The 23795-nt window shown below is 72.6% G+C and carries 20 protein-coding genes and 1 pseudogene; all 21 read left to right on the top strand.

The features are described 5' to 3' along the window. A partial coding sequence (locus tag ACFQO7_RS20780; RefSeq protein WP_376807878.1) for a peptidoglycan D,D-transpeptidase FtsI family protein occupies positions 1 to 1824 on the top strand: 1824 nt, incomplete at its 5' end. A gap of 49 nt (positions 1825 to 1873) precedes the next feature. Beyond that, positions 1874 to 3448 (top strand): annotated as a pseudogene (locus ACFQO7_RS20775) (UDP-N-acetylmuramoyl-L-alanyl-D-glutamate--2,6-diaminopimelate ligase); the annotation flags it as partial. A gap of 95 nt (positions 3449 to 3543) precedes the next feature. Further along, on the top strand, positions 3544 to 4968 hold the full coding sequence (locus ACFQO7_RS20770; RefSeq protein ID WP_376807877.1) for a UDP-N-acetylmuramoyl-tripeptide--D-alanyl-D-alanine ligase: 1425 nt from the start codon (positions 3544 to 3546) through the stop codon (positions 4966 to 4968). Further along, positions 4965 to 6074 (top strand): phospho-N-acetylmuramoyl-pentapeptide-transferase, encoded by a 1110-nt coding sequence (gene mraY / locus ACFQO7_RS20765; protein WP_360539750.1) that lies wholly within the window; start codon positions 4965 to 4967, stop codon positions 6072 to 6074. Before ACFQO7_RS20770 ends, mraY begins: the two co-directional genes overlap by 4 nt. A 5-nt stretch (positions 6075 to 6079) precedes the next feature. Then, entirely contained in the window at positions 6080 to 7471 is a 1392-nt protein-coding gene (gene murD / locus ACFQO7_RS20760; RefSeq protein ID WP_376807876.1) for a UDP-N-acetylmuramoyl-L-alanine--D-glutamate ligase, read from the top strand. A 76-nt stretch (positions 7472 to 7547) separates the two neighbouring features. Continuing rightward, the gene (locus ACFQO7_RS20755) at positions 7548 to 9068 is read left to right on the top strand and encodes an FtsW/RodA/SpoVE family cell cycle protein (RefSeq protein ID WP_376807875.1); all 1521 of its coding nucleotides are present in this window, start codon (positions 7548 to 7550) and stop codon (positions 9066 to 9068) included. After that, positions 9068 to 10198: an undecaprenyldiphospho-muramoylpentapeptide beta-N-acetylglucosaminyltransferase gene (gene murG / locus ACFQO7_RS20750; protein WP_376807874.1), complete on the top strand. Its 1131-nt coding sequence runs from the start codon at positions 9068 to 9070 to the stop codon at positions 10196 to 10198. The genes ACFQO7_RS20755 and murG overlap by 1 nt, the downstream gene beginning before the upstream one ends. A gap of 26 nt (positions 10199 to 10224) precedes the next feature. Continuing rightward, positions 10225 to 11694, top strand: coding sequence for a UDP-N-acetylmuramate--L-alanine ligase (gene murC / locus ACFQO7_RS20745; protein ID WP_376807883.1), 1470 nt, complete (start codon positions 10225 to 10227; stop codon positions 11692 to 11694). Then, positions 11694 to 12503, top strand: coding sequence for a cell division protein FtsQ/DivIB (locus ACFQO7_RS20740; RefSeq protein WP_376807873.1), 810 nt, complete (start codon positions 11694 to 11696; stop codon positions 12501 to 12503). Before murC ends, ACFQO7_RS20740 begins: the two co-directional genes overlap by 1 nt. Positions 12504 to 12786: 283 nt before the next feature. Further along, complete coding sequence (gene ftsZ, locus ACFQO7_RS20735) at positions 12787 to 13896, top strand: cell division protein FtsZ (protein ID WP_144121468.1); 1110 nt, start codon at positions 12787 to 12789, stop codon at positions 13894 to 13896. Positions 13897 to 13987: 91 nt separating this feature from the next. Continuing rightward, positions 13988 to 14761, top strand: coding sequence for a YggS family pyridoxal phosphate-dependent enzyme (locus tag ACFQO7_RS20730; protein WP_376807872.1), 774 nt, complete (start codon positions 13988 to 13990; stop codon positions 14759 to 14761). Positions 14762 to 14927: 166 nt separating this feature from the next. After that, on the top strand, positions 14928 to 15695 hold the full coding sequence (locus tag ACFQO7_RS20725; RefSeq protein WP_376807871.1) for a cell division protein SepF: 768 nt from the start codon (positions 14928 to 14930) through the stop codon (positions 15693 to 15695). Positions 15696 to 15719: 24 nt separating this feature from the next. Continuing rightward, positions 15720 to 16010, top strand: coding sequence for a YggT family protein (locus ACFQO7_RS20720; RefSeq protein ID WP_360539736.1), 291 nt, complete (start codon positions 15720 to 15722; stop codon positions 16008 to 16010). 62 nt (positions 16011 to 16072) lie between these two features. Then, complete coding sequence (locus ACFQO7_RS20715) at positions 16073 to 16852, top strand: DivIVA domain-containing protein (RefSeq protein WP_120316109.1); 780 nt, start codon at positions 16073 to 16075, stop codon at positions 16850 to 16852. 355 nt (positions 16853 to 17207) lie between these two features. Then, positions 17208 to 17870, top strand: a complete 663-nt coding sequence (locus ACFQO7_RS20710; RefSeq protein ID WP_376807870.1) for a hypothetical protein — start codon at positions 17208 to 17210, stop codon at positions 17868 to 17870. Positions 17871 to 18027: 157 nt separating this feature from the next. Continuing rightward, positions 18028 to 18348 (top strand): DUF167 domain-containing protein, encoded by a 321-nt coding sequence (locus tag ACFQO7_RS20705; protein WP_376807869.1) that lies wholly within the window; start codon positions 18028 to 18030, stop codon positions 18346 to 18348. Positions 18349 to 18362: 14 nt separating this feature from the next. Further along, positions 18363 to 19841: a potassium/proton antiporter gene (locus tag ACFQO7_RS20700; RefSeq protein ID WP_376807882.1), complete on the top strand. Its 1479-nt coding sequence runs from the start codon at positions 18363 to 18365 to the stop codon at positions 19839 to 19841. A gap of 582 nt (positions 19842 to 20423) precedes the next feature. Beyond that, positions 20424 to 20858: a TraR/DksA family transcriptional regulator gene (locus ACFQO7_RS20695; protein WP_203688058.1), complete on the top strand. Its 435-nt coding sequence runs from the start codon at positions 20424 to 20426 to the stop codon at positions 20856 to 20858. Positions 20859 to 20939: 81 nt separating this feature from the next. Next, positions 20940 to 21563, top strand: coding sequence for a signal peptidase II (gene lspA, locus ACFQO7_RS20690; protein WP_376807868.1), 624 nt, complete (start codon positions 20940 to 20942; stop codon positions 21561 to 21563). Then, the gene (locus ACFQO7_RS20685) at positions 21557 to 22495 is read left to right on the top strand and encodes an RluA family pseudouridine synthase (protein ID WP_376807867.1); all 939 of its coding nucleotides are present in this window, start codon (positions 21557 to 21559) and stop codon (positions 22493 to 22495) included. Before lspA ends, ACFQO7_RS20685 begins: the two co-directional genes overlap by 7 nt. A 45-nt stretch (positions 22496 to 22540) precedes the next feature. Then, entirely contained in the window at positions 22541 to 23590 is a 1050-nt protein-coding gene (locus ACFQO7_RS20680; protein WP_376807866.1) for a hypothetical protein, read from the top strand. Positions 23591 to 23795 lie beyond the last annotated feature (205 nt).

Genomic DNA, 23795 nt, shown 5'->3' with positions numbered 1-23795 from the left:
GAGCCACGCCGCGGCGGCCGGGCCGGGCGGGGCCGCCCGCAGGACCGCCGGCAGCGCCCGGTCGCCCCGCCGCCCGACCCGCCGAAGATGGGCGAGCCGCGCCGGCGGCTGCGCCTGGCGACCGCCGTGGCGCTGCTGCTGTTCGCCGCGATCGGGGTGCGGCTGGTGCAGTTCCAGCTGGCCGACGCGCCCGCGTTCGCCGCGCAGGGGCTGGAGGACCGGCTCGACAAGATCGTGCTGCCCGCGGCGCGTGGCGCCATCTACGACCGCACCGGCGAGGTGCTGGCCAAGAGCGTCGAAGCCCGCTTCGTGGCGGTCGACCCGGAGCTGGTCAAGGACCCCCGGACGACCGCCGCGGTGCTCGCGCCGCTGCTGGGCAAGGCCCCGTCGGAGCTGGAGCCGCTGCTGCAGAAGGGCAAGCAGGAGGTCAGCGGCGCGCCGATCCGGTTCCGCTGGCTGCTGCGCGGGCTGAGCGTGGCGGACGCCGAGCAGGTGCGCGCGCTCGATCTGGACGGCATCATCGTCAAGCGCGACGAGCGCCGCGACATGCCCGGTGACGACCTCGCGGCGAACCTCATCGGGTTCACCGGCACCGACCTCAACGGTCTGGCCGGCATCGAGGCGCGCTACGACCAGCTGCTGCGGGGGCGCAACGGCGAGCTGCAGTACGAGACGGGCAACGGGGACCTGAACAAGCCCATCCCGGGCGGCTACCGCCGGGAGACCGTGGCGCAGCCGGGCAGCTCGCTGATGCTCACCATCGACCGAGACGTGCAGTGGCAGGCGCAGCACATCCTGTTCGAGAGCATGCAGAAGGTGAAGGCGGTCTGGGGCGCGGCCGTGGTGCTCGACGTCCGCACCGGTGAGGTGGTCGCGCAGGCCACGTACCCGACGTTCAACCCGGCGAACCCGGGCGCGGCCAAGCCGGAGGCGCTGGCCGACAACGCCACCTCGGTGGTGGTCGACCCCGGCTCGGTGCACAAGGCGATCGTGCTGTCGGCGGCCCTGCAGGAGGGGGTGGTCGAGCCGGACTCGACGGTGAAGATCGGTCCCTCGATCAAGAAGGGCGACCAGGTCTACTGGGACACCCACCAGTTCCCCGAGGGCACCAAGATCACGCTGCCGGGCCTGATGGCGTTCTCCTCGAACGTGGCCACCATCAAGATCGCCGACAAGCTGGGCGCGGAGAAGCTGTACGAGTACCAGAAGCTGTTCGGGCTCGGCCAGCCCACCGGGATCGGCGTGCCCGGCGAGTCCTCGGGCCAGCTGCAGGCGCCGGCGGACTGGAGCGGCACCTCGCACGGCTCGATCCCGATCGGCCACGAGATGGCGGTGACGCCGCTGCAGATGGCGGCGGCGTACGCGGCGATCGCCAACAACGGCACCTGGGTGCAGCCGCACCTGATCAAGCAGACCATCGCGCCGGACGGCAAGGTGACCGAGCCCGCGCCGCCGAAGTCGCACCGGGTCATCAGCGCCGAGAACGCCGCCGCGCTGCGCGAGATCATGGAGGCGGTGACCACCGTCGACCAGGCCACCGGCCGCTCGGCGGCGCTGGCCGGATACCGCATCTCCGGCAAGACCGGCACCGGCTCGCAGGTCGTCAACGGCAAGTACGTCAAGGGCGAGGTCGGTTCGTTCATCGGCATGGCCCCGGCGGAGAACCCGCGCTACGTGGTCGCCGTGTTCGTCAAGACGCCGGGCGTCGGCGCGGGCGGCAAGGTGGCGGGCCCGGCGTTCCGCGACATCATGGCGTACACGCTGCGGCACTTCAAAGTCCTCCCGAGCACGGTCAGGTCGCCCAGTTTCGTGACGCATTACTGATCCATGTCACTAGAAGTCAGACACAGCGGGCACAGGTGTGCGATGGGTCATGGGCCAGCGGGTAAGGTCTGACGCCGTGCCCGGGAAACTCAGCTCCACCACCGCACCGCTGCGGCCGGCCCACGTGGCGCCGGTCAGCCTCGCCACGCTCGCGAGCCTCGTGGGGGCTGCCCCGGCGGGCGACGCCGGGGCACTGGCCGAGGCCGAGGTGACCGGCGTCACCCACGCCGGCGACCAGGTGCGGCCCGGGGACCTGTTCGCGGCGCTGACCGGCGCCCGCCGGCACGGCGCCGAATTCGCGCCCCAGGCGCTGGCGGCCGGCGCGGTCGCGGTGCTGACCGACGCCGCCGGAGCGGCCCACCCGTCCCTCGCGCCCGCGCTCGCGGCCGGGGTGCCCGTGCTCGTCGTCGCGGACGCGCGCGAGGCCCTGGGGCCCGTCGCCGACGCCGTCTACGGCTCGCCCAGCGCCGCGCTGACCGTCATCGGGCTGACCGGCACCGCGGGCAAGACCAGCACCGCCTACCTCGTGGAGGCCGGGCTGCGCGCGGCCGGGCACGTGACCGGCCTGATCGGCACCGTGGAGAGCCGCCTGGGCGAGCTCACCGTGCAGAGCGTGCGCACCACCCCCGAGGCTTCCGAGCTGCACGCCCTGTTCGCGGTGGCCCGGGAGAACGGCGTCACCGCGGTGGTGATGGAGGTGTCCAGCCACGCGCTGAAGCTGGGCCGCGTCGGCGGGGTGCGCTTCGCGGTCGGCGGCTACACCAACTTCGGCTCGGACCACCTCGACTTCCACCCCGACTCCGCGGACTACTTCCAGTCGAAGGCGCGGCTGTTCGACGGCCGGTGCCGGGTCGAGGTGCTCAACTTCGACGACGCGGCGCTGCTGCCGCTGCGCCGCCCGGACACGATCACGTACTCCGCCCTCGGTGATCCGGCCGCCACCTGGCACGCCGCCGACATCGTCGAGCAGGGCTTCGGTCAGCACTTCACCGCGATCGGCCCGGCCGGGCCGGTGCCCGCGGCGGTCCGGCTGCCCGGCCGCCACAACGTGGCCAACGCGCTGCTCGCGCTCGCCTGCCTGACCGCGGTCGGGGTCGACCCGCGCACCGCCGCCGCCGGCGTCGCGGCCTGCCCGGGGGTGCCCGGCCGGCTGGAGCAGGTCGACGCGCCGGGCCCGGTGGTCGGCGTGGTCGACTACGCCCACAAGGTGGGCGCGATCGAGGCCGCGCTGCTCGCACTGCGTTCGCTGGCCGACGTGCGTGGCGGCCGACTGATCTGCGTGCTGGCCGCGGGCGGCGGCCGGGACACCGGCAAGCGCCCGCTCATGGGTGCGGCCGGAGCGCAGGGCTCCGACCTGCTCATCGTCACCGACGACAACCCGCGCACCGAGGACCCCGCGCTGGTCCGGCAGGGCGTGCTCGCGGGCACCGCGGGTTTCGCGGCCGAGGTCGTCGAGATCGGCGGCCGCCGGGCCGCCATCGCCGAGGCGGTGGAGCGAGCCAAGGACGGCGACGTCATCGCGCTGCTCGGCAAGGGCCACGAGACCGGCCAGGAGATCCACGGTAAGGTCCTGCCCTTCGACGACCGGATCGAGCTGGCGGCCGCGCTGACCGCGCGCTTCGGCTCCGAGCCCGCCGCGCCGACCGGCGACGCCGCCGGACACCCCGTGGCGGCCGAGCAGCACCCGGCCGACCGGGCCGCCGAGCAGGAGGAGGGCCGATGATCCCGCTGACCCTGGCCGAGATCGCCGCTGCGGTCGACGGCACGCTGCACGGCGGCGACCCGCAGGCGCGGGTGACCGGCACCGTGGAGTTCGACTCGCGGAAGATCGGAACCGGCGGCCTGTTCGTCGCGTTCGCGGGAGAGAAGGCCGACGGGCACGACTTCGCGCCCGCCGCCGCTGCCGCCGGCGCGGTGGCGGTGCTGGGCACGCGCCCGGTGCCCGAGCTGCCGACGATCGTGGTCGCCGACCCGCTGGCCGCGATGGCCAGGCTGGCCCGCGCCGTGCTGGACCGCCTCGACACCACCGTCGTGGCGATCACCGGCTCGTCGGGCAAGACCACCACCAAGGACCTCATCGGCGGGCTGCTGAGCGGGCTGGGCCCGACCGTGGCCCCGCCCGGCACGTTCAACAACGAGCTGGGGCTGCCGTACACCGCGCTGAAGGCCGACGCCGACACCCGCTTCCTGGTGCTGGAGATGGGCGCGCGCGGCATCGGGCACATCAAGGACCTCTGCGAGATCGCCCCGCCGAGCATCGGCGTGGTGGTCAACGTCGGGGTGGCGCATATCGGCGAGTTCGGCTCGGTCGAGGGCATCGCCCTGGCCAAGTCCGAGATCGTGCAGGCGCTGCCCGCGGACGGGCTGGCCGTGCTCAACGGCGACGACCCCCGGGTGGCGGCGATGGCGGGCGTCACCGCAGCGCCGTCGGTGCTGGTGGGCCAGGCCGAGAACGCGGACCTGCGGGCCGTGGACGTGGTGCTGGACGAGCGCGGGCGTCCCTCGTACACCGTGGTGCGAGGTGGTGAGTCCGCGCGGGTGGAACTGGGTCTGACGGGCGCCCACCAGGTGGGCAACACGCTGCTGGCGGCGGCCGTGGCGCTGCGGTGCGGCATGCCGTGGGCCGAACTGCCCGCGGAGCTGGCCCGGTTGCGCGCCGTCTCGACCCGAAGGATGGATGTTTTCGACCGTGCCGACGGTGTCACGGTCATCGACGACTCGTACAACGCGAATCCGGCCTCGACGGCGGCGGCGCTGCGCGCCCTGCACACTCTGGGCGGCGCAGGTCAGGCGGGGCGGCGCACCGTCGCGGTGCTCGGCTACCACGCCGAGCTGGGCCCGGCGGAGCGCGACGGCCACGCGGAGGTGGGAGCGCTGGCGGCTACGCTCGGCGTCGGCCTGCTGATCGTGGTGGGCGAGTCCGCCGCGCCGATCCTCGACGGCGCGGCCTCGGTGCGGCATTGGGAAGGTGAGTCGGTGCTGGTCAGCGATCAGTCCGCGGCGATCGGCGTGCTGCGGGAGCGGCTGCGGTCCGCAGACGTCGTACTGGTGAAGGGTTCGCGCTACCGAACCTGGGACGTGGTGGACGCACTGCGCGAGACGCGCGCCCTGGCGGGCGCGAGTGACGGAGACGGCCACCGATGAGATCCATCATCGTCGCGATCCTGGTGGCGTTCGCGGTATCCCTCTTCGGCACCCCCATTGCCATCAAAGCCTTCACCCGGCTCAAGGCGGGCCAGCCCATCCGTACTGACGGACCGCAGGCCCACCTGGGTAAGAAGGGCACGCCCACGATGGGCGGCGTGGTGTTCATCTTCGCCACGGTCATCGCCTACGTGGTGGCTCACCTGAGCCTGACCACCCTGCCCGAGAAGCAGATCGCCCAGATCACGCCGACCATCACCGCCCTGGTGCTGCTGGGCCTGTTCGTGTTCTCCGGCGCGGTCGGCTTCATCGACGACTTCCTGAAGGTGCGCCGGCGCAACAGCGGCGGCCTGAACAAGCGCGGCAAACTGCTCGGCCAGCTGCTGGTCGGCGCGGCGTTCGGCATCATCGCGCTGAGCGACCCCGGCTCGAACACCGAGACGGTCGGCTCGACCAAGATCTCGTTCATCCGGGACATCGACTGGCTGGACATCGGCAAGGTCGCCGCGATCGTGCTGTTCGTGTTCGTCGTGCTGGGCGCGACCAACGGGGTGAACCTGACCGACGGCCTGGACGGCCTGGCCACCGGCACCTCGGTGATGGTGATCGGGGCGTACAGCTTCATCGCGGCCTGGCAGTACCAGCACTGGTGCGCCGACACCTCCGGCTACGCCTCGAACCCCACCAACTACTGCTACTCGGTACGCGACCCGCTGGAAGTGGCGATGATCGCCGCCGCGGCGGCCGGCGCGCTGGTCGGCTTCCTGTGGTGGAACACCTCGCCCGCGCGCATCTTCATGGGCGACACCGGCGCGCTCGCGCTGGGCGGCCTCATCGCCGGCCTGGCCATGTCGACGCGCACCCTGCTGCTGCTGCCGATCATCGGCGGCCTGTTCGTGATCATCACGATGTCGGTGGTGATCCAGGTGATCTCCTTCCGGACGACAGGCAAACGTGTCTTCCGCATGTCGCCGCTGCAGCACCACTTCGAGTTGGCAGGCTGGAGCGAGGTCAACATCGTCGTCCGGTTCTGGATCGTCGGCGGCATCGGCGTGGCGATCGGCCTGGGCATCTTCTACAGCGACTTCCTGCGCGTGATGGGGTGACATCGATGTACGAGGGCCGTTCGGTGCTGGTGGCCGGGGCGCGGGTGGCCGGAGCCGCCTGCGCCACCGCCCTGGCGGGCCTCGGCGCCAAGGTGACCGTCGTCGACCGGGCGGCCTCGGAGACCACCGAGCGGCTCGCGGCCACGGGCATCCCCGTGGTGATCGGCGAGCCGGACCCCGGGCAGTTGCTGTCCGGGGTCGACGACCTGGTCGTCACCCCGGGTATCCCGCCGCACCATCCGCTGGCCGTGGCGGCCGCGGCCGCCGGCATCGACGTGTACAGCGAGCCGGAGCTGGCCTGGCGGCTGCGCAAGCCGGACGGGCCGCGCTGGCTCGCGGTGACCGGCACCAACGGCAAGACCACCACGGTCACCATGCTCGCCGCGATCCTGAAGGCGGCGGGCCTGCGCACGGCGGCGCTGGGCAACATCGGCGTGCCGCTGGTCGACGCGCAGGCCGGCGGCCCGACCGGGTACGAGGTGCTGGCCGTCGAGCTGTCCAGCTTCCAGCTGCACTGGTCCTCGACACTGGCCCCGCACGGCGGGGCGATGCTCAACCTCGCCGACGACCACCTGGACTGGCACGGCGGCTTCGACCACTACGCGGGGGCCAAGACCGCCGTGTGGCGCTCGGCGGCCACCGGAGGCACCGCAGTCGGCAACCTCGACGATCCGCGCGTCAGGGCGCTGCTGGAGGGGCTGCACGCGGCCCGGGCGACCGGCCCGCTGGTCGGGTTCACCCTCGACGTGCCGCCGCCCGGCTGCGTCGGCGTGGTCGAGGACGTGCTCGTGGACCGCACCGGTGCCGGTGACGCCCACGAGCTGGCCACCCTGGCCGACATCCACCCGGTCGGCGCGCACAACGTCGCCAACGCCCTGGCCGCCGCCGCGCTGGCGTTGTCGGTGGGCGTGCCGCACGAGTCGATCCGGCGCGGGTTGGCCGGTTACGTGCCCGAGCCGCACCGCAACGCGAAGGTCGCCGAGGTCGGCGGCGTGACCTGGGTGGACGACAGCAAGGCGACCAACCCGCACGCCGCCCAGGCGTCGCTGACCTCGTACGAGCGGATCGTGTGGGTGGCCGGCGGGCAGCTCAAGGGCGTCGACATCGACGAGCTCACGGCCCGGATCGCGCCCCGGCTGGCCGGTGCGGTGCTGCTCGGCGTGGACCGGGCCGAGATCGCCGCGGCGCTGGCGCGACACGCGCCGCACCTGCCCGTGGTGGACGTCGCCCGCACGGATGATGGGGCGATGGCGGAGGTCGTGCAGGCGGCCGCCCGGCTCGCCGAGCCGGGCGACACGGTGCTGCTCGCCCCCGCCGCCGCGTCCCTGGACATGTTCCCCAGCTACGCCCGCCGCGGCGACGCGTTCGCCGAAGCGGTCCGCGCCCTGGCCGGCTGACGCCGCCGGCGGGCGCGCCGGTCACGCACAACAGAACAGCACCCCGTCCGCAGCGGCCGAGATCGGAGTCCTCTCGATGACCGGTGACGCCCGTACGGCAGCCCCGCCCGCCGAGGCGGGCACGCCGGCTCCCCGTGCGCTGCGGGTGGACCTGTTCACCTGGCTGGCCGCCCTGCGCGGGCTGCTGTCCCGCCCGCTGGCCTCCTACTACCTGCTCCTGGCCAGTGCCGGCCTGCTCCTGGTCATCGGCTTGGCGATGGTCTACTCGGCGACCAGCGTCGCGGCGTACAGCGCCAGCGGCAACGCGTTCGCGGTCATCGCGCAGCAGGTCATCGCCGCGGTGGTGGGCCTGGCCGCGTTCTGGGTCTGCCAGCGCCTGCCGCGGCGCACCTTCCGGGCCATGGCCCCGGTGGCGCTGACCTTGTCGATCGTGCTGCTGGTGCTGATGGACGGCATCGCGCTGCTGCACGCCTCGAAGGTGCTGCCCAAGCCCCAGATCGGCTTCATCCACTCCGAGACGCTGTGGCTCTACCTCGGGCCGGTCCAGCTCCAGCCGTCGGAGCTGGCGAAGTTCGCGCTGGTGCTGTGGGGCGCGGACGTGCTGACCCGCAAGGGCAACTCGATCGTGCGGCTGAAGGAGCTGTTCACGCCGCTGTTCCCGCTGGTGGGCCTGCTGTTCGTGCTGGTCGGGTACACCGACCTGGGCACCATGCTGTGCCTGCTGATCCTGTTCATCGGCCTGCTCTGGGCGGCCGGCACGCCGATGCGCTACTTCGGCATGCTGATCGGCACCGGTCTGGCCGGCATCGCGCTGCTGATCGTCGCGCCCGGTCTGGGCGGCTACCGGTCGGACCGGTTCGGCGCGTTCTTCCAGACCGACGCGGAGATCATCAGCTGCACCGCCAACGACGACACCTGCTACCAGTCCAAGCAGGGCCTGCTGGCCATCTCCGACGGCGGCTGGTTCGGGGTGGGGCTGGGCAAGTCCAGCCTGAAGTGGAACTGGCTGCCCAGCGCGCACAACGACTTCATCTTCGCGGTCATCGCCGAGGAGCTCGGCGTGGTCGGCTGCCTGGTGGTGCTGTCGCTGTTCGCCGTGCTGACCTTCACCGGGCTGCGCATCGCCCGCCGGGTCAACGACCCGTTCCGCCGGATGGCGGCCTGCGCGGTGACGCTGTGGCTGGTGGCGCAGGCGGTCATCAACATCGGCGGGGTGGTCAAGCTGCTGCCGATCACCGGCCTGCCGCTGCCGTTCATCTCCGACGGCGGCACGGCCCTGGTGGTGACCCTGGCGGCGGTCGGCATGCTGGCGTCGTTCGCCCGCGCGGAGCCGGACGCGGCGCGAGCCCTGCATGCCCGTCCGGCCCCGAAGTGGGCCCAGCTAGTGTGGGCCCCGTTGCCACCCCTGCCCTCGCCGGCGCGACCCGCCGACGCGGCGGCCGCCGCGACCGCGGCGACGGGGGTGGCCAAGGCGCGCGAGCCGCAGGCGAAGGAGCCGGCGTCGCGCGCGGGTGGGGAGTCCCCGGGGGACCGCCGTTCGGGCGGCTCGCCGGGACGGCCCACCAAGGCAGGTGGCCCGGGTGAGAGGAGACGGTGATGGTGTCAGGTGACGGCCGGTTGCGGTCGGTGGTGCTGGCCGGTGGTGGCACCGGCGGGCACATCTATCCGCTGCTGGCGTTCGCGGACTGTCTGCGCCGCCACGACCCGGACCTGCGTATCACGTGCCTGGGCACGCCGCGCGGCATGGAGACGGAGCTGATCCCGGCGGCGGGCTACGACCTGCGGCACATCCCGGCGTACCAGCTGCCCCGTTCGGTGAACATGAACCTGCTGCGCACCCCGGACCGGATGTTCCGGTCGACCAAGGCGGCGCGCGCGGTCCTGGACGAGGTCGAGGCGGACGCGGTGGTCGGCTTCGGCGGTTACGTCAGCGTGCCTGCCTACCTGGCGGCGTGGCGGCGGCACACGCCGATCGTGATCCACGAGGTGAACGTGCCGGCCGGGGTGGCCAACAAGATGGGCATGCGCTTCACCGACCACTTGGCGGTGGGCTTCCCGCACCAGCCGCGCCAGGACGAGTCGCTGCGCGGCGCGACCGTGGTCGGCGTGCCGCTGCGCCAGTCCATCGCCACGCTGGACCGGGCGGCGCTGCGCGAGCGGGCCCGCGCCCACTTCGGGTTGGACCCGCACCGGCCGACGCTGTTCGTGTTCGGCGCGTCGCAGGGCGCCCGCTCGATCAACCTGGCGGTGGCCGCCTCGGCGAAGGCGCTGACCTCGGCGGGCGTGCAGGTGCTGCACGTGATCGGGGCCCGCAACGAGGACTTCGACGTGCCGAGCGACCTGGACGCGCCGTACGTGCGAGTCAAGTTCATCAACGAGATGGAGCTCGGTTACGCGGCCGCCGACCTGGCGCTGTGCCGCGGTGGTGCGATGACCTGCGCGGAGACCGCGGCGCTCGGGGTGCCGGCGATCTACGTGCCGCTGCCGTACGGCAACGGCGAGCAGCGGCGCAACGCGCTCCCGGTCGTTGAGGCTGGTGGTGGACTTATCGTGGACGACGGCGAGCTGACCCCGCAGTGGATCGAGCAGAACGTGCTGCCGCTGGTGACGGACCAGGCGCGGCTGGCCACGATGGGCTACGCGGCCGCGGCGTACGGCCGGCGGGACGGTGACGAGCAGCTGCGCTCGTTCCTGCTGAACGCGCTGGCGTCGGCGAAGCGAAACTAGGGAGGCGTGCAGTGGAGACGGCGGAGATGATCCCGGCGGGTGTGCTCACCGCGGAGGACCTGGGCCGGGTGCACATGATCGGCGTCGGCGGCGTCGGCATGAGCGGGCTGGCCCGTCTGCTGCTGACCCGCGGCGTGCCGGTGTCGGGTTCGGAGCTGCGCGAGTGGCCCGCGCTGGCCGCGCTGCGGGCGCTGGGCGGCACCATCTACATGAGCCACGACGTGTCGAACCTGGACGGCGTCGACACGGTCATCTACTCGACCGCGATCCCGGCCGACCACGTGGAGCTGGCCGAGGCGCGCAAGCGCGGGCTGCGCGTGCTGCACCGCTCGGAGGCGCTGGCGGCGTCGATGACCGGGCGGCGCACCATCGCGGTGGCCGGCACGCACGGCAAGACCACCACCACCTCGATGATCACTCTGATCATGCAGCAGGCCGGGCTGGCCCCGTCCTTCGTGATCGGCGGGGAGATCTCCGAGGTCGGCTCGAACGCCCACCACGGCACCGGGGAGTTCTTCGTCGCCGAGGCCGACGAGAGCGACCGCTCGTTCCTGCTGTACCGGCCGCACGTGTCGATCATCACGAACGTGGAGGAGGACCACCTCAACACGTACGGCACGCTGGCCAACCTGGAGGACGCGTTCGTCGAGTTCGGCACCCTGGTCGAGCCGGACGGCTTCGTGGTCGCCTGCGCCGACGACCCAGGCGCGATGCGGGTCACCGCGCGGCTGCGCGAGCTGGGCCGCACCGTGTACACCTACGGCGAGTCGCCCGAGGCGGACCTGCGGCTGACCGACATCACCACGACCGCCGCGGGCGTGCGCTACCTGGCCTCGCTGAACGGGCAGGAGCTGGGCGAGTTCTCCATGCCGGTGCCCGGCCGGCACCTGGGCCTGAACAGCGCCTCGGCCGTGCTCACCGCGCTCAAGCTCGGGGTCGACCCCGAGGTGGTGGCGGCCGGGCTGGCCGCGCACCCGGGCGTGCGGCGGCGCTTCGAGCTCAAGGGCATCGTCGGCGGCGTACGGGTGTACGACGAGTACGCCTACCACCCGACCTCGATGACCGCCGCCCTGCACACCCTGCGCGAGGTCGCCGGTGACGGCCGCCTGGTCGTGGTGTTCCAGCCCTACCGCATGTACCGCACCCGGGACCTGCAGGAGGAGATGGCCACCGCGCTGGCGCTGGCCGACGAGGCCGTGATCATGGAGGTGTTCGGCCCCGGCGAGGTGCGCGAGCCGGGCGAGGGCGGCGTCGCGCTGACCGCGGCCGTGCCGCTGCCGCCGGAGCGGAAGATCTTCGTGCCGTCCTGGGAGGACGTGCCGGGCGAGGTGGTCCGCCGGGTCCGCGAGGGCGACGTGGTGGTGACCATGGGCGCCCCGCCGATCTCGCTGATGGGTGACGAGCTCATGGCCGCCCTGGCCGAGCGCGCCGAGCCCGTCTCCCCGAACGGCTACGTCGCCCGCCACGCCTCGCCGGACGCCCGAGAGTCGGCCTGATGCCGGAGGGCCCCGACGACGGATCGCGGCGGCGCTGGCGGCTCGTGCGGGCCGGCACCGACGCGGTCCCGCCGTGGGTCCGGCAGTTCATGCGGCGCACCCGGATCCCTCTCTCGCGGGCGGGCCGGGTCCGCCGCAACCGGCGGATCGTCGCCCGGCTGGGCCTGGTGACCGGCGCGCTGCTGGCGCTCGGCGCGCTGGGCTGGCTGATCTTCGTCTCGCCGGTGCTCGGGGTGCGCGAGGTCTACGTGCAGGGCGCGCTGATCCTGGAGCCGGACCAGGTGCGCGCCGCCGCTGCGGTGCCCGACGGCACCCCGCTGGCCCGGGTGGACACCGAGGCGGTGCGCGCCCGGGTGGCGGCGCTGGCCCCGGCCCGCGCGGTCACCGTGTCCCGCAGCTGGCCGTCCACTCTGGTCATCGAGGTGGTCGAGCGCACACCGGTCGGCGCGGTGCCCAACGGAAAGAAGTACGATCTTTTCGATGATCATGGTGTGATCTACCGTACGGTCTCCGGCGTCCCGTCCGGCGTCGTGCGGGTGCAGTTGGCCACGCCCGGCCCACAGGACGTCTCCACCCAGTCCGCGCTCGCGGTGCTGCGGTCGCTGACCAAGCGGCTGCGGTCCGAACTGGTCACCCTGGTCGTCGAGGGCCCGGCGCGGATCAGGCTGGAGATGTCCGGAGACCGGGTCGTGACCTGGGGCGACGCGGAGAACAGCGACGACAAGGCGAAGGCCGCGGACGCCCTGCTGGCCAAGCCGGACAAGCGCATCGACGTCAGCGGCGTGCCGGAGGTCGTGACGCTCGGCTGAGCCGTCCGGCGGCCGTCGCGGCGGCGACGTGCGCGACGTCTCCATAGTGGAAGGCGAGACACGCCGCAGTGGTCCTTGGATCACAGCGTGCCGACGCTTACGTTTCCGTACAAGACAATGATTGACATAACCGTAAGGCTCTAGTAGAGGTTTAGGGTTCCCGCCCCGAACCGCTGCCGGAGCGGCAGTGACCGGAGGTCCGCCTCCGCCGCTGCGGCAAGCTAGGCCGGGTGGGGGTGTTGCCCTCGCCCTTGTGGCACAAGAGCCTCGAAGGAAGGGTCCGATGACACCTCCGCACAATTACCTCGCGGTCATCAAGGTCGTCGGCATCGGCGGCGGTGGCGTCAATGCCGTCAACCGCATGATCGAGGTCGGCCTCAAGGGCGTGGAGTTCATCGCCATCAACACCGACGCGCAGGCGCTGCTGATGAGCGACGCCGACGTCAAGCTCGACGTGGGCCGCGAGCTGACCCGGGGCCTGGGCGCCGGGGCCAACCCGGACGTCGGCAAGAACGCCGCCGAGGACCACCGCGACGAGATCGAGGAGGTGCTCAAGGGCGCCGACATGGTCTTCGTCACCTGCGGCGAGGGCGGCGGCACCGGCACCGGCGGCGCGCCCGTGGTGGCCAACATCGCCCGCAAGCTCGGCGCGCTGACCATCGGCGTGGTGACCCGGCCGTTCTCCTTCGAGGGCAAGCGCCGCCAGGTGCAGGCCGAGTCCGGGATCGAGGAGCTGCGCAACCAGTGCGACACGCTCATCGTCATCCCCAACGACCGGCTGCTGGCGCTCGGCGACCGCGGCATCACCATGATGGACGCGTTCCGCCAGGCCGACCAGGTGCTGCTCTCCGGTGTCCAGGGCATCACCGACCTGATCACCACGCCGGGTCTGATCAACCTGGACTTCGCCGACGTGAAGAGCGTCATGAGCGGCGCGGGCAGCGCGCTGATGGGCATCGGCAGCGCCCGCGGCGACAACCGCGCGGTCGAGGCGGCCGAGCGCGCCATCTCCAGCCCGCTGCTGGAGCAGAGCATGGACGGCGCGCGCGGCGTGCTGCTGTCCATCGCGGGCGGCTCCGACCTGGGCCTGTTCGAGATCAACGACGCGGCGCAGCTGGTCACCGACGCGGCCCACCCGGACGCGAACATCATCTTCGGCGCGGTCATCGACGACGCGCTCGGCGACGAGGTGCGGGTGACCGTGATCGCGGCCGGCTTCGACGGGGGCTCGCCGTCGTACAAGCCGGTGGAGATCCCGCGCAAGGTCACCCCGCCGGTGGAGGCGCCGACGCTGCGCCACCCGACGCCGACCAGCACACCTCCGGCGCAGTCGCAGCGCAAGGTGCTGTTCGACGATGTCGACGTGCCGGACTTCTTGAAGAACGGTTCTTAGTTCTTCAAGAAGCAGCAGCACAGCCTGAAGAACGGTTCCGCGAGCGGCCCGCCTCTCGTGATCGAAGCTCCGGTCATGCGGTATGAACGGCATGACCGGAGCTTCTTCGTACCTGGAGTGGATCTTGATTGACGAGCAGCGGCGCGAGCAGATCGCGGCGAACCTGGCCGCCGTGCGCGAGCGCATCGCGGCGGCCGCCGCGCGGGCCGGACGCGCCCCGGCGGAGATCACCCTGGTCGCGGTCACCAAGACCTACCCCGCCGCCGACGTGCTGCACCTGGCCGCGCTCGGGGTGACCGACGTGGGGGAGAACCGCGACCAGGAGGCCGCCCCCAAGGCCGCGCAGACGGCCGCCGCAGGGGTGGACCTGCGCTGGCACTTCATCGGGCAGCTGCAGCGGAACAAGGCCCGCTCCGTGGCCTCGTACGCGGCGATGGTGCACTCGGTCGACTCGGTGCGGCTGGCGGCGGCGCTGGGGGCCGCGGCGGCGCGGGCCGCCGAGGAGGGCCGGCCGGGGCCGCTCGACGCGCTGGTGCAGATCAGTGTGGACGGTGACCCGGACCGGGGCGGGGCGCTGCCCACCGGTGACGATCCCGATCGGGCGCTGAGACGTGTCGCGGACGCGATAGCCGCCGACCCGGCGCTGCGGCTGCGCGGCGTGATGGCGGTGGCGCCGCTGGACTGGGCGCCCGAGCGCGCCTTCGCCGAGGTGGCCCGGTGCGCCGCGCTGATCCGGGCGGAACATCCTGACGCGACGGTGGTGTCCGCGGGTATGAGCGACGATCTCGACGAGGCCGTGGCGTGCGGCGCGACACATGTGCGCATCGGCAGCGCAATTCTCGGAATGCGACCACCCCTGCGGTAGCCTGGCGGTCGCACCGAAATTACACGAGTGTGGTTAACCCACGTGAGTGAAGATGAAGTGCGGCAGGCACTGGCTTGGTGGCGGGCTTTGATGGAGAGCTGGTGTCTGCGCGAGAGCGGCACAGGCACGGGGGTTTGTGCCGCACGGCGGACGGAGGGGCGCGGCAATGGGCGCACTGCGGAAGGCGGGTGTCTGGCTCGGGCTGGTCGAGGACGATGACGAGCACGAGTACGACGAGCCTGCCTACGACAAGGGGTATTCCTCCGGTTACCGCGACCGCGGGGGTCGCCGCGGCGACCGGGCGGAGGACCGCTACTCGCGTGACGGGGGCCGGTACAACGACGACTTCGAGGACGACGACGACCTCGACGAGGCGCCGTCGGTTCCGCGTACCCGGATGGCGGCCGACCGCAGCGGTTCGGCCCGGCTGGAGGCCGCCCGCGAGTCGGCCCGGGCGGAGGCCACCCGGCTGAACGTGGAGGCGCGCCTGGAGGCGGCGCGGGCCGAGCGGGCCACGGTCCGCCCGATCACCCGTCCGCTGACCGCGGCCCCGGCCACGGCGTCGACCACCACCACCGCGACACGCGACAACCTGGCGCTGGCGCCCCAGGTGCAGCCGCAGCAGCGGGTGGCGGCGACGGCCGAGGACGACCGGCGGCCGCAGATCACCACGCTGCACCCCACCACGTACAACGAGGCGCGGCAGATCGGGGAGCGGTTCCGGGACGGCACGCCGGTGATCATGAACCTGACGGAGATGGACGAGGCGGACGCCAAGCGTCTGGTTGACTTCGCTGCGGGACTCGCATTCGGGTTGCGGGGTACGATCGAGCGCGTCACCAACCGGGTGTTCCTGCTCTCACCGGCCAACGTCCAGGTAACCGCCGAGGACAAGGCCAAGATCGCCGAGGGTGGGTACCTCAACCAGAGTTAGTCCTACCGAGGGACTCCGACTGTCGTGTTTTCGCCTGTGCTGCAGGTCGTGTACATCGCGATCTACGTGTTCTACCTGGTGCTCCTGGCCAGGTTCGTGATGGGGTACGTGCTCTCGTTCAGCCGGCGCTGGCAGCCGGCGCGGGGGTCGGCGGCCGCGCTCGAGGTGGTGTGGAGCGTCACTGATCCGCCTCTCAAAGCGTTGAGGCGTGTGATCCCACCGTTGCGCATTGGTACCGTGAGCATCGACCTGAGCTCCATCGTCCTGTTGATTATCCTTTTCGTGCTGATGTTTATCGTCGAGGGACTGCTCTGACGGGTGACCCCCATCCGTTCGAGCGTTCCTCAACGCGGCCGCGACTGACCCGAGGAGTTTCGATGCCGCTCACCCCGGCCGACGTGCACAACGTCGCCTTTAAAAAGCCTCCGATCGGCAAGCGGGGGTACGACGAGGAGGAGGTCGACGCCTTCCTCGATGAGGTCGAGCGCGAACTCGCCCGTTTGATCGAAGAGAACAGCGAACTGCGCATGCAGGTCGAGCGTGGCGGCGGTGGCCGCCCGGTCGGTCCCGGCGGCCCCGACCCGCGGTTGGCGGCGGAGCTGAACGAGATGAAGGCCCAGCTCGACCGCATGCAGCGCGACAAGTCCGCGGCCGAGCAGGCCGCCCGCGCCATGCAGAACGAGCTGGAGCAGCTGCGCGGCGGCGGCATGGCGGCCGCGGCGGCGATGTCCGGCCCCGAGGGCGAGCAGCAGGCCCTGCGCGTGCTGATGATGGCCCAGCGCACCGCCGACGACCACGTGTCCGACGCGCGCCGCGAGGCCGACAAGGTGCTGTCCGAGGCCCGTTCCAAGGCCGAGGAGGTCACCCGGGACGCCCGGGCGAAGGCCGACGCGCTGGAGCGCGACGCCCGCCAGCGCCACCAGGAGGCGATCAGCGGCCTGGACGCCAAGCGCACCGCGCTGCAGCAGCACATCGACACGCTCAAGCAGTTCGAGCGGGAGTACCGCACGCGCCTGAAGGCGTACCTGGAGAGCCAGCTGCGCGACCTGGAAGGCCGCGGCCAGAGCCTGGAGGCCGAGATCGGCCGCGAGGACCGGCCGGCCGGCGGTGGCCTGGCCGCCGCGGGCTCCGGTTCGGGCTCCTTCAACGGCCGCTGAGGCGGCTTTAGCCACCGGGTGGCACGACCGGCGTCCCACGGGCGGTCCGTTTCGGCGGACCGCCGGGGCGCGGCGGGTCTCCCGGCGGCCTGAACCACACCAGTAACACCCCTCACGCACAGCCAGTGTCACCGCGGCAGCCTCACCCCTCGTCGCTGCCGCCGCACCGCAATGGAAAACGGGCCTGGGTGCCTCCGAGCCGGCAAACGGCGCGGCGCCCCTGGTTCGCCGGTGCGGGACCCTCCCGCGCCGGTAGCGAGACGGCGGGTTCGTGAGCGCTTCCCCCCGGGTGATGCCCAGGAGCGTGTCCCGGACCCGGCCGAGACCTGGAACGCCGACGCGGCGGGGGTGAGCTGTGATAGTCGCAAGTCTGCTGCTCATCCTCGTTGCCGTCGTGCTGCTCGTGCTGGGGCTGACGGACGGATCGAGCGGGTTGCTCGTCGGTTCGATCGGCACCAGCCTGCTGGCCGCGGTCGCCCTCGTGGTGGGCGCACGCCAGGCTGCCGCCGCGCGTGCCGCGGCCGGGCTCCTCGACGATGACGAGGACGAGCAGTTCGACGGTGACGAGGATGACGAACCGGTCGGCCGGCGTGCCGGCGGCCGGGCTGTGGTGCCGCCCCGGGTTCCCGAACGGGACGACTGGGACGACGAGCCGGCGCGCCAGCCGGTGCTCGGCCGCACCGACACCGAACCGATGTCCGCCGGATACCAGCAGACCGAGGTCATGCTGCCGGCGCAGGGTTCGGGCGGGCGGGCCGACGATTTCGACGACGAGGACCCGCCGGACGAGCCGGTGACCCAGCGCGTCTCGCCGGCCGACGCGGCGCGGATCGCCCGGATGTCGGCGGACGTGCTGGTGATCGACGGCCGGCCGCGCTACCACGTGGCCGGGTGCGTGCACCTGCTGGGACGGCCGTACGAGCCGCTGCCGGTCTCCGAGGCCGTCGACCTGGGCTTCAGCCCCTGTGGTCTCTGCGAGCCGGACAGCGCGCTGCTGGCCGACGCACGCCGGGTCTGACGGGGCCCGGGTCCTCCGCCGCGCGACGGCGGTACCCGGAACCGCCTCGGCGCACCACCCTGACCGGGTGGCGTGCCGGGGCGGTCCCGTGCTTCCGGAGCCCGTGCAACCCCCGGGCCCTCCACGAGCCCGAAGGGGGCTACCGGCACAATGGGTCATGGCACGTGATCGGTCCTCGTCGGTGACGGAACCCGCGGTCGTCGCGGTCCGGGTCAAGCCGGGCGCGGGCCGGACGAGGGTCGGCGGCGCCTACCCGGGTCCGCACGGCACGGCGCTGGTCGTGGCGGTGCAGGCGCCCGCGGTGGACGGCCGGGCGACCGAGGCAGCCCGTCGCGCGCTGGCCGAGGCGCTGTGCCTGCCCGCGGCCACGGTCTCGCTGCGTGCCGGCCAGGCGAGCCGGGACAAGCTCTTCCTGATCGAGACGCCGCCCGCCGACCTGCCGGACCGCCTGGCCGCGCTGCACGAGGCGGCTCGGTGATCGCGCATCTCGACATGGCCCTGCTGATCGGGGCCGCGGTGCTGCTCGTCGCGGTGGCCGCCGTGCGCTGGTCCACCCGCCTGGGCGTGCCCAGTCTGCTCGTCTACCTGGCCATCGGCGTGGTGCTGGGTTCGGTGTTCGGCCTGCGCTTCGACGACGCCGAACTGGTGCGCCTGCTCGGCACCTGCGCTCTGGTGCTGATCATCGCGGAGGGCGGCCTCACCGCCCGCTGGACCACGCTGCGACCGGTGCTGGGGCTGGCCGCCACGCTGTCCACGCTGGGCGTGCTGGTGAGCGTGGTGACAGTCACCGTGGTCTGCCATTACCTGCTCGGCTGGGACTGGCGCACGGCGGCCCTGATCGGCGCGGTGCTGTCGTCCACGGACGCGGCCGCCGTCTTCTCCACGCTGCGCCGGCTGCGGCTGCGCCCCCGGCTGGTGGCCACGCTGGAGGCCGAGTCGGGCATGAACGACGCCCCCGTGGTGCTGCTGGTGATCCTGCTGTCCAGCCCGGCGGGCATCGGGCCGTGGTGGCAGGAGGCCCTGCTGATCGCGTACGAGCTGGCGGCCGGCGCCGTGATCGGCGTGCTGGTCGGGGTGGTGGGCCGGGAGTTGATGCGCCGGGCGGCGCTGCCCGCCGCCGGCCTCTACCCGCTGGCCGCGGTCGGCCTGACCGTGCTGGCGTACGCCGGCGGGGCCGTCGTGCACGCCTCGGGCTTCCTGGCCGTCTACGCCGCCGGGGTGGTGCTCGGCAACTCCCGCCTGCCACACCGCCAGGCCATCCTCGGCTTCGCGGACGGTCTGGCGTGGCTGTCCCAGATCGGCCTGTTCGTCCTGCTCGGCCTGCTGGTGTCGCCGCCGGGCCTGGTCCAGATGCTGGTGCCCGCGGTGCTGGCCGGGGTGGTGCTGACCTTCGTCGCCCGCCCGATGTCCGTGCTGGCCAGCGCGACGCCGTTCGGGGTGGGCTGGCGGGAGCAGCTGTTCCTGTCCTGGGCGGGGCTGCGCGGCGCGGTGCCGATCGTGCTGGCGACCATCCCGCTGGCGCAGGGCGTGCCGGGCGCCGAGGCGCTGTTCAACATCGTGTTCGTGCTGGTGGTGGTGTTCACCATGGTGCAGGCGGGCACCCTGCCCGCGGTGGCGGTCCGGCTGGGGGTGACCGCGCCGGGGGAGGCGACCGAGCTGCGGGTGGAGACCGCCCCGCTGGACCGGATGCACGCCGAGCTGCTGCAGATCGAGGTGCCGCCCGGGTCGGGCCTGGCCGGGGTGCATCTCGACGAGTTGCGGCTGCCGGTGGGCGCGTCGGTGACGCTGGTGCTGCGCGACGGTGCCGGGTTCGTGCCCGATCGCGACACACGGTTGCGAATGGGTGACAGTCTGCTTATTGTCGCCACCGAATCGGTACGCGACGAAGCCGAACGTCGGCTGCGGGCGGTGAGTCGGCGCGGCCGGCTGGCCCACTGGTTCGGAGAGGACGGCAGAGAACACGGGGACTAGGTGATATTGTCCCTTTTGCCAAATTCACCAGAAAGGGACGGTCACGCGGCAATGTCCGGCATGACCGCGTTGATCCGTGCCTTTCCTGCGGATACTTCGGATGATTCCGGGGTACTCACAGGAATTCGGCAGGCAGTGCGTGGCATGTTTGTGGACCGTCCATACGTTCCGTATTCTTGCCAGCCTATTGGAGTGCGCGGCGTGAGCCGCGCGCCCGTTTTGCATCTGGGGGACGCCATGGCCGAGAGGGCAGGCGGGAGCAAGACCGGAGCGGCGGCGAAGAAGGCCGTCGCGAAGACCACCGCGGCGCCGAAACGCTCCGTGAAGACAGTGGCCGCGGGGGCGGCCACGGCTAAGGGGGAGACGGTGACGGCTACCTCGGACACCACTGCCCGCAAGCGCGCGGCCGGCCCGGCCGTGCCCGAGCGGAAGACGGCGGCCAAGCCCGCCGCGGCCGCCGCCGAAGCCAAGAAGTCGGCGAACGCCACCCCGACCACCCGGCGGCGTGCCGCCGGGACGGAAGAGAATCCCCCTGCCCAGGCAACGCCGAGCGCCGCCACGTCCGCGGCCGAGGGAGCGACCATGGTCAAACCTGCCGAGTCCAAGACCGCCAGCCGTACGGCCGCCAAGGCGACCACGGTGAAGAAGGGTGATCGCAGCGCCGCGGAGACCGAGAAGATCCGCCTGGCGCTCACCGCGCGCCGCGACGAGCTGCAGGAGGAGTACGACCACACGCTCGTCGAGATCGCGGAGCTGCAGCGCGACCGGCTCACCGACTCGGCCGGCGACGACCAGGCCGACACCGGCACCAAGACGTTCGAGCGCGAGCAGGAGATCACCCTCGCGAACAACATCCTGGAGCGGATCACCCAGGTGGAGCGCGCACTGGAGCGCCTCGACGAGGGCAGCTACGGGTGGTGCGAGAAGTGCGGCAACCCCATCCCGGTGGAGCGGCTGGCCGCGTTCCCGTCCGCCACGCTGTGCGTGACCTGCAAGCAGCTGGAAGAGCGCCGCTAGGGCCCGGTTGCCGGCCGGGCGGGCCGACCCGGCATGATCGTACGAAGGGCGCAGCCGCGCCGTGACTTGGGGAGTGTGTCGGTGGACCAGGAAAGCGAACGGGAACCGGAGCACTCCCCACGTCGGATCGGCCGCGGCCCCGCGTTGTCGGTCCTCGTGGGCATGGCCGGGTTCGCGATCGTGCTGGACCTGGTCACCAAGGAGTGGGCGACGAAGCTGGACCCGCACGAGCCGATCAGGCTGCTCGGCGGCGCGGTCTACATGTCGCTGACCCGCAACAGCGGGGCGGCGTTCAGCCTCCTGGAAGACCACACCTACATCTTCCCGATCATCGCGCTGATCGTGCTCGGCGCGCTCGGCTTCATGGCCCGGCGGCTGCGCTCGCTGCCGTGGGCGATCGCGCTCGGCATGATCGTCGGCGGTGTGGTCGGCAACCTGATCGACCGCGTCTTCCGGGCCCCGGCCCCGTTCCACGGCCACGTGGTCGACTTCATCAGCGTGTTCGACGCCCACGGCCGGGCCTTCCCGATCTTCAACGTCGCGGACATGGCGCTGGTCGGCGGCGTGAGCCTGGCGATCCTGCTGGAGCTGCAGGGCCGCCAGCGCGACGGCAGCCGCATCACGTCCGAGAAGGACACCGCCACCGACGACGAGCCCGCCCCGTCGGCCGCCGTCGGCTCCGAGCGCGGGTCCCAGGCATGGTGACCCGGGGCGAGACCCGCTCCCTGCCGGTCCCGGACGGGCTGGACGGGATGCGGCTGGACCAGGCGGTGTCCCGGCTGTTCGGGCTGTCCCGCACCGCGGCGGCCACGCTGGTCGAATCCGGTGACGCCACCGTCGACGGGGTGCCGCGGGGCAAGTCCGACAAGGTCACCGGCGGCAGCTGGCTGGAGGTGACCCTGCCCGCCCCGCCCACGGCCCCCGCCGTGATCGCCGAGCGGGTCGACGGCCTGCGGATCATCCACAGCGACGACGACATCGTCGTGGTGGACAAGCCCGTCGGCGTCGCGGCCCACCCCAGCCCCGGCTGGACCGGCCCGACCGTGATCGGCGGCCTGGCCGCGATGGGTCAGACCGTCGCCACCAGCGGCGCGGCCGAGCGGCAGGGCGTGGTGCACCGGCTCGACGTGGGCACCACCGGCCTCATGGTCGTCGCCAAGAGCGAGTCCGCGTACAGCGCGCTGAAGTGGGCCTTCAAGCACCGCGAGGTGGACAAGCGCTACCACGCCGTGGTGCAGGGCCACCTCGACCCGCTGCGGGGCACGGTCGACGCCCCCATCGACCGGCACCCCACGCACGACTGGAAGTTCGCCGTCATGTCGGGCGGCAAGCCCAGCATCACGCACTACGACACGCTGGAGGCCTTCCCCTCCGCCAGCCTCGTCGACATCAGACTGGAGACCGGGCGCACCCACCAGATCCGGGTGCACTTCTCCGCTCTGCGGCACCCCTGCGTAGGTGACACCACCTACGGCGCCGACCCCACGCTCTCCGCCCGCCTCGGCCTGCACCGGCAGTGGCTGCACGCGCGTGAGCTGAGTTTCATCCACCCCGGCACCGGACTCCAGGTCCGGTTCGTCAGCGAGTACCCGCCAGATCTCGCGCAGGCGCTCGCGCTGCTGCGCGAGGCTGGTTGACACGCGCTCGCGCCCCCCGCGCGAGGCCGGATGAAGGGACGCCGGATGCGCCCGCAAAGGTTCCTGCGGCATCTGGATCAGGTGATAGTGCCGCGGCTCGCGGGCGGCTTCGTCCGCATCGCGCGCGGGCGGCTGCGGTTGCGGCTGCTCACCGCGGCGGCGCTGGTCGGGGTCACCGGAGTGCTGCTGGCCGTGGTGTGGACCGCGCACCGCGGCACCACGGCCACCCCGGAGAGCACGCTCGGCGAGACGGTGCAGGTGGGCGTCGTGCAGGGGCAGTCGGTGCCGCTGTACGCCCGGCAGGCCCGCTCGGAACTCGCCGGGCTGCTCAAACGGCCCTCGGCCACTCCGATCGAGACGTACGCCCTGGTCAGCCTCAAGGCGTACCTGGCCCCCGAACGGCTCACGCCGGTGCTCGGCGGCGTGTCGGTGGTCGAGGTCTACGCCCGCGTGCCGCTGGCGAAGACGCAGACCGCGTCGGTCCGCATTCCCGCCTTCAAGATCCCTGAGGACGTGGTGGCCGGCATGAAGCAGGTCGCCCGGCGCAAGGACGCCGACGCGGCGGACTTCCAGGGCCTGGCCGGCAAGCTGACCACCGCGGACGCGGAGGAGGAGCGCCTGCGCGACACCTACCTGGGCGGTTCCGCGGTCGCCGAGGCCGAGGCCGAGGCCTACCGCACGGGCTGCACCTGCGTGTACGCGGCCGTGGTCCGGGCGACCCCGGCGGCGCTGGACCAGATCGCGTCCCGGCCCGAGGTGCGCGCGGTCGACCCCGCGCCCGAGGTGCGGCGGCTGGACCGGGCGGTCTTCCTGCCCCCGCTGCCGGAGCAGGTCGGCCAGCTCGACCCGGCCGCCTCCGCCACGCCCGCCGCCTCGCCGAGCGCGTCGCCCAGCGCCTCGCCGAGCGCCGAGCCGAGCGCGAAGCCGAGCGAACGTCCCGGCGCGGAGCCGAGCGAGCCCGGCGCCGCCACCCCGGCGTCGCCGCACGCGTCTCCAGTGGCCGAGACCAGCCCGTCCGAGGACGGCACGGTGCCGGCGTCCCCGGCGCACGCCCCTTCGGCGGCGGCCTCCGACGGCGGGGAGGCCGACCGGTGAGGTTCCCCGGGGGTGTCCGCACCCTGCATCGAGTGGCGTCGTTGAGTACGGGGAGACCCGGTTCGCAAGTGCTCTTCACCTCTTCTCGGCGGCAATCGGCCGTCAGGGTCTGGAGGTGCGGGTGCCTGAACACATAGGGTGGTCAAGCTGGTGTCGGGGTGCGTAGCCTTGCACCGCGTTGATCATTGATCACTATGGCAGGGCG

It is taken from the genome of Catellatospora aurea (assembly GCF_042663325.1).
In the GTDB taxonomy this organism is placed as follows: domain Bacteria; phylum Actinomycetota; class Actinomycetes; order Mycobacteriales; family Micromonosporaceae; genus Catellatospora; species Catellatospora aurea.
This window is presented reverse-complemented; position numbering and strand designations above follow the sequence as displayed.

Coding starts and splice junctions, on each gene's coding strand:
- ACFQO7_RS20770 (WP_376807877.1), top strand. CDS start 3,544: ATGATCCCGCTGACCCTGGCCGAGATCGCCGCTGCGGTCGACGGCACG.
- mraY (WP_360539750.1), top strand. CDS start 4,965: ATGAGATCCATCATCGTCGCGATCCTGGTGGCGTTCGCGGTATCCCTC.
- murD (WP_376807876.1), top strand. CDS start 6,080: ATGTACGAGGGCCGTTCGGTGCTGGTGGCCGGGGCGCGGGTGGCCGGA.
- ACFQO7_RS20755 (WP_376807875.1), top strand. CDS start 7,548: ATGACCGGTGACGCCCGTACGGCAGCCCCGCCCGCCGAGGCGGGCACG.
- murG (WP_376807874.1), top strand. CDS start 9,068: ATGGTGTCAGGTGACGGCCGGTTGCGGTCGGTGGTGCTGGCCGGTGGT.
- murC (WP_376807883.1), top strand. CDS start 10,225: ATGATCCCGGCGGGTGTGCTCACCGCGGAGGACCTGGGCCGGGTGCAC.
- ACFQO7_RS20740 (WP_376807873.1), top strand. CDS start 11,694: ATGCCGGAGGGCCCCGACGACGGATCGCGGCGGCGCTGGCGGCTCGTG.
- ftsZ (WP_144121468.1), top strand. CDS start 12,787: ATGACACCTCCGCACAATTACCTCGCGGTCATCAAGGTCGTCGGCATC.
- ACFQO7_RS20730 (WP_376807872.1), top strand. CDS start 13,988: ATGACCGGAGCTTCTTCGTACCTGGAGTGGATCTTGATTGACGAGCAG.
- ACFQO7_RS20725 (WP_376807871.1), top strand. CDS start 14,928: ATGGGCGCACTGCGGAAGGCGGGTGTCTGGCTCGGGCTGGTCGAGGAC.
- ACFQO7_RS20715 (WP_120316109.1), top strand. CDS start 16,073: ATGCCGCTCACCCCGGCCGACGTGCACAACGTCGCCTTTAAAAAGCCT.
- ACFQO7_RS20705 (WP_376807869.1), top strand. CDS start 18,028: ATGGCACGTGATCGGTCCTCGTCGGTGACGGAACCCGCGGTCGTCGCG.
- ACFQO7_RS20700 (WP_376807882.1), top strand. CDS start 18,363: ATGGCCCTGCTGATCGGGGCCGCGGTGCTGCTCGTCGCGGTGGCCGCC.
- ACFQO7_RS20695 (WP_203688058.1), top strand. CDS start 20,424: ATGGTCAAACCTGCCGAGTCCAAGACCGCCAGCCGTACGGCCGCCAAG.
- ACFQO7_RS20685 (WP_376807867.1), top strand. CDS start 21,557: ATGGTGACCCGGGGCGAGACCCGCTCCCTGCCGGTCCCGGACGGGCTG.
- ACFQO7_RS20680 (WP_376807866.1), top strand. CDS start 22,541: ATGCGCCCGCAAAGGTTCCTGCGGCATCTGGATCAGGTGATAGTGCCG.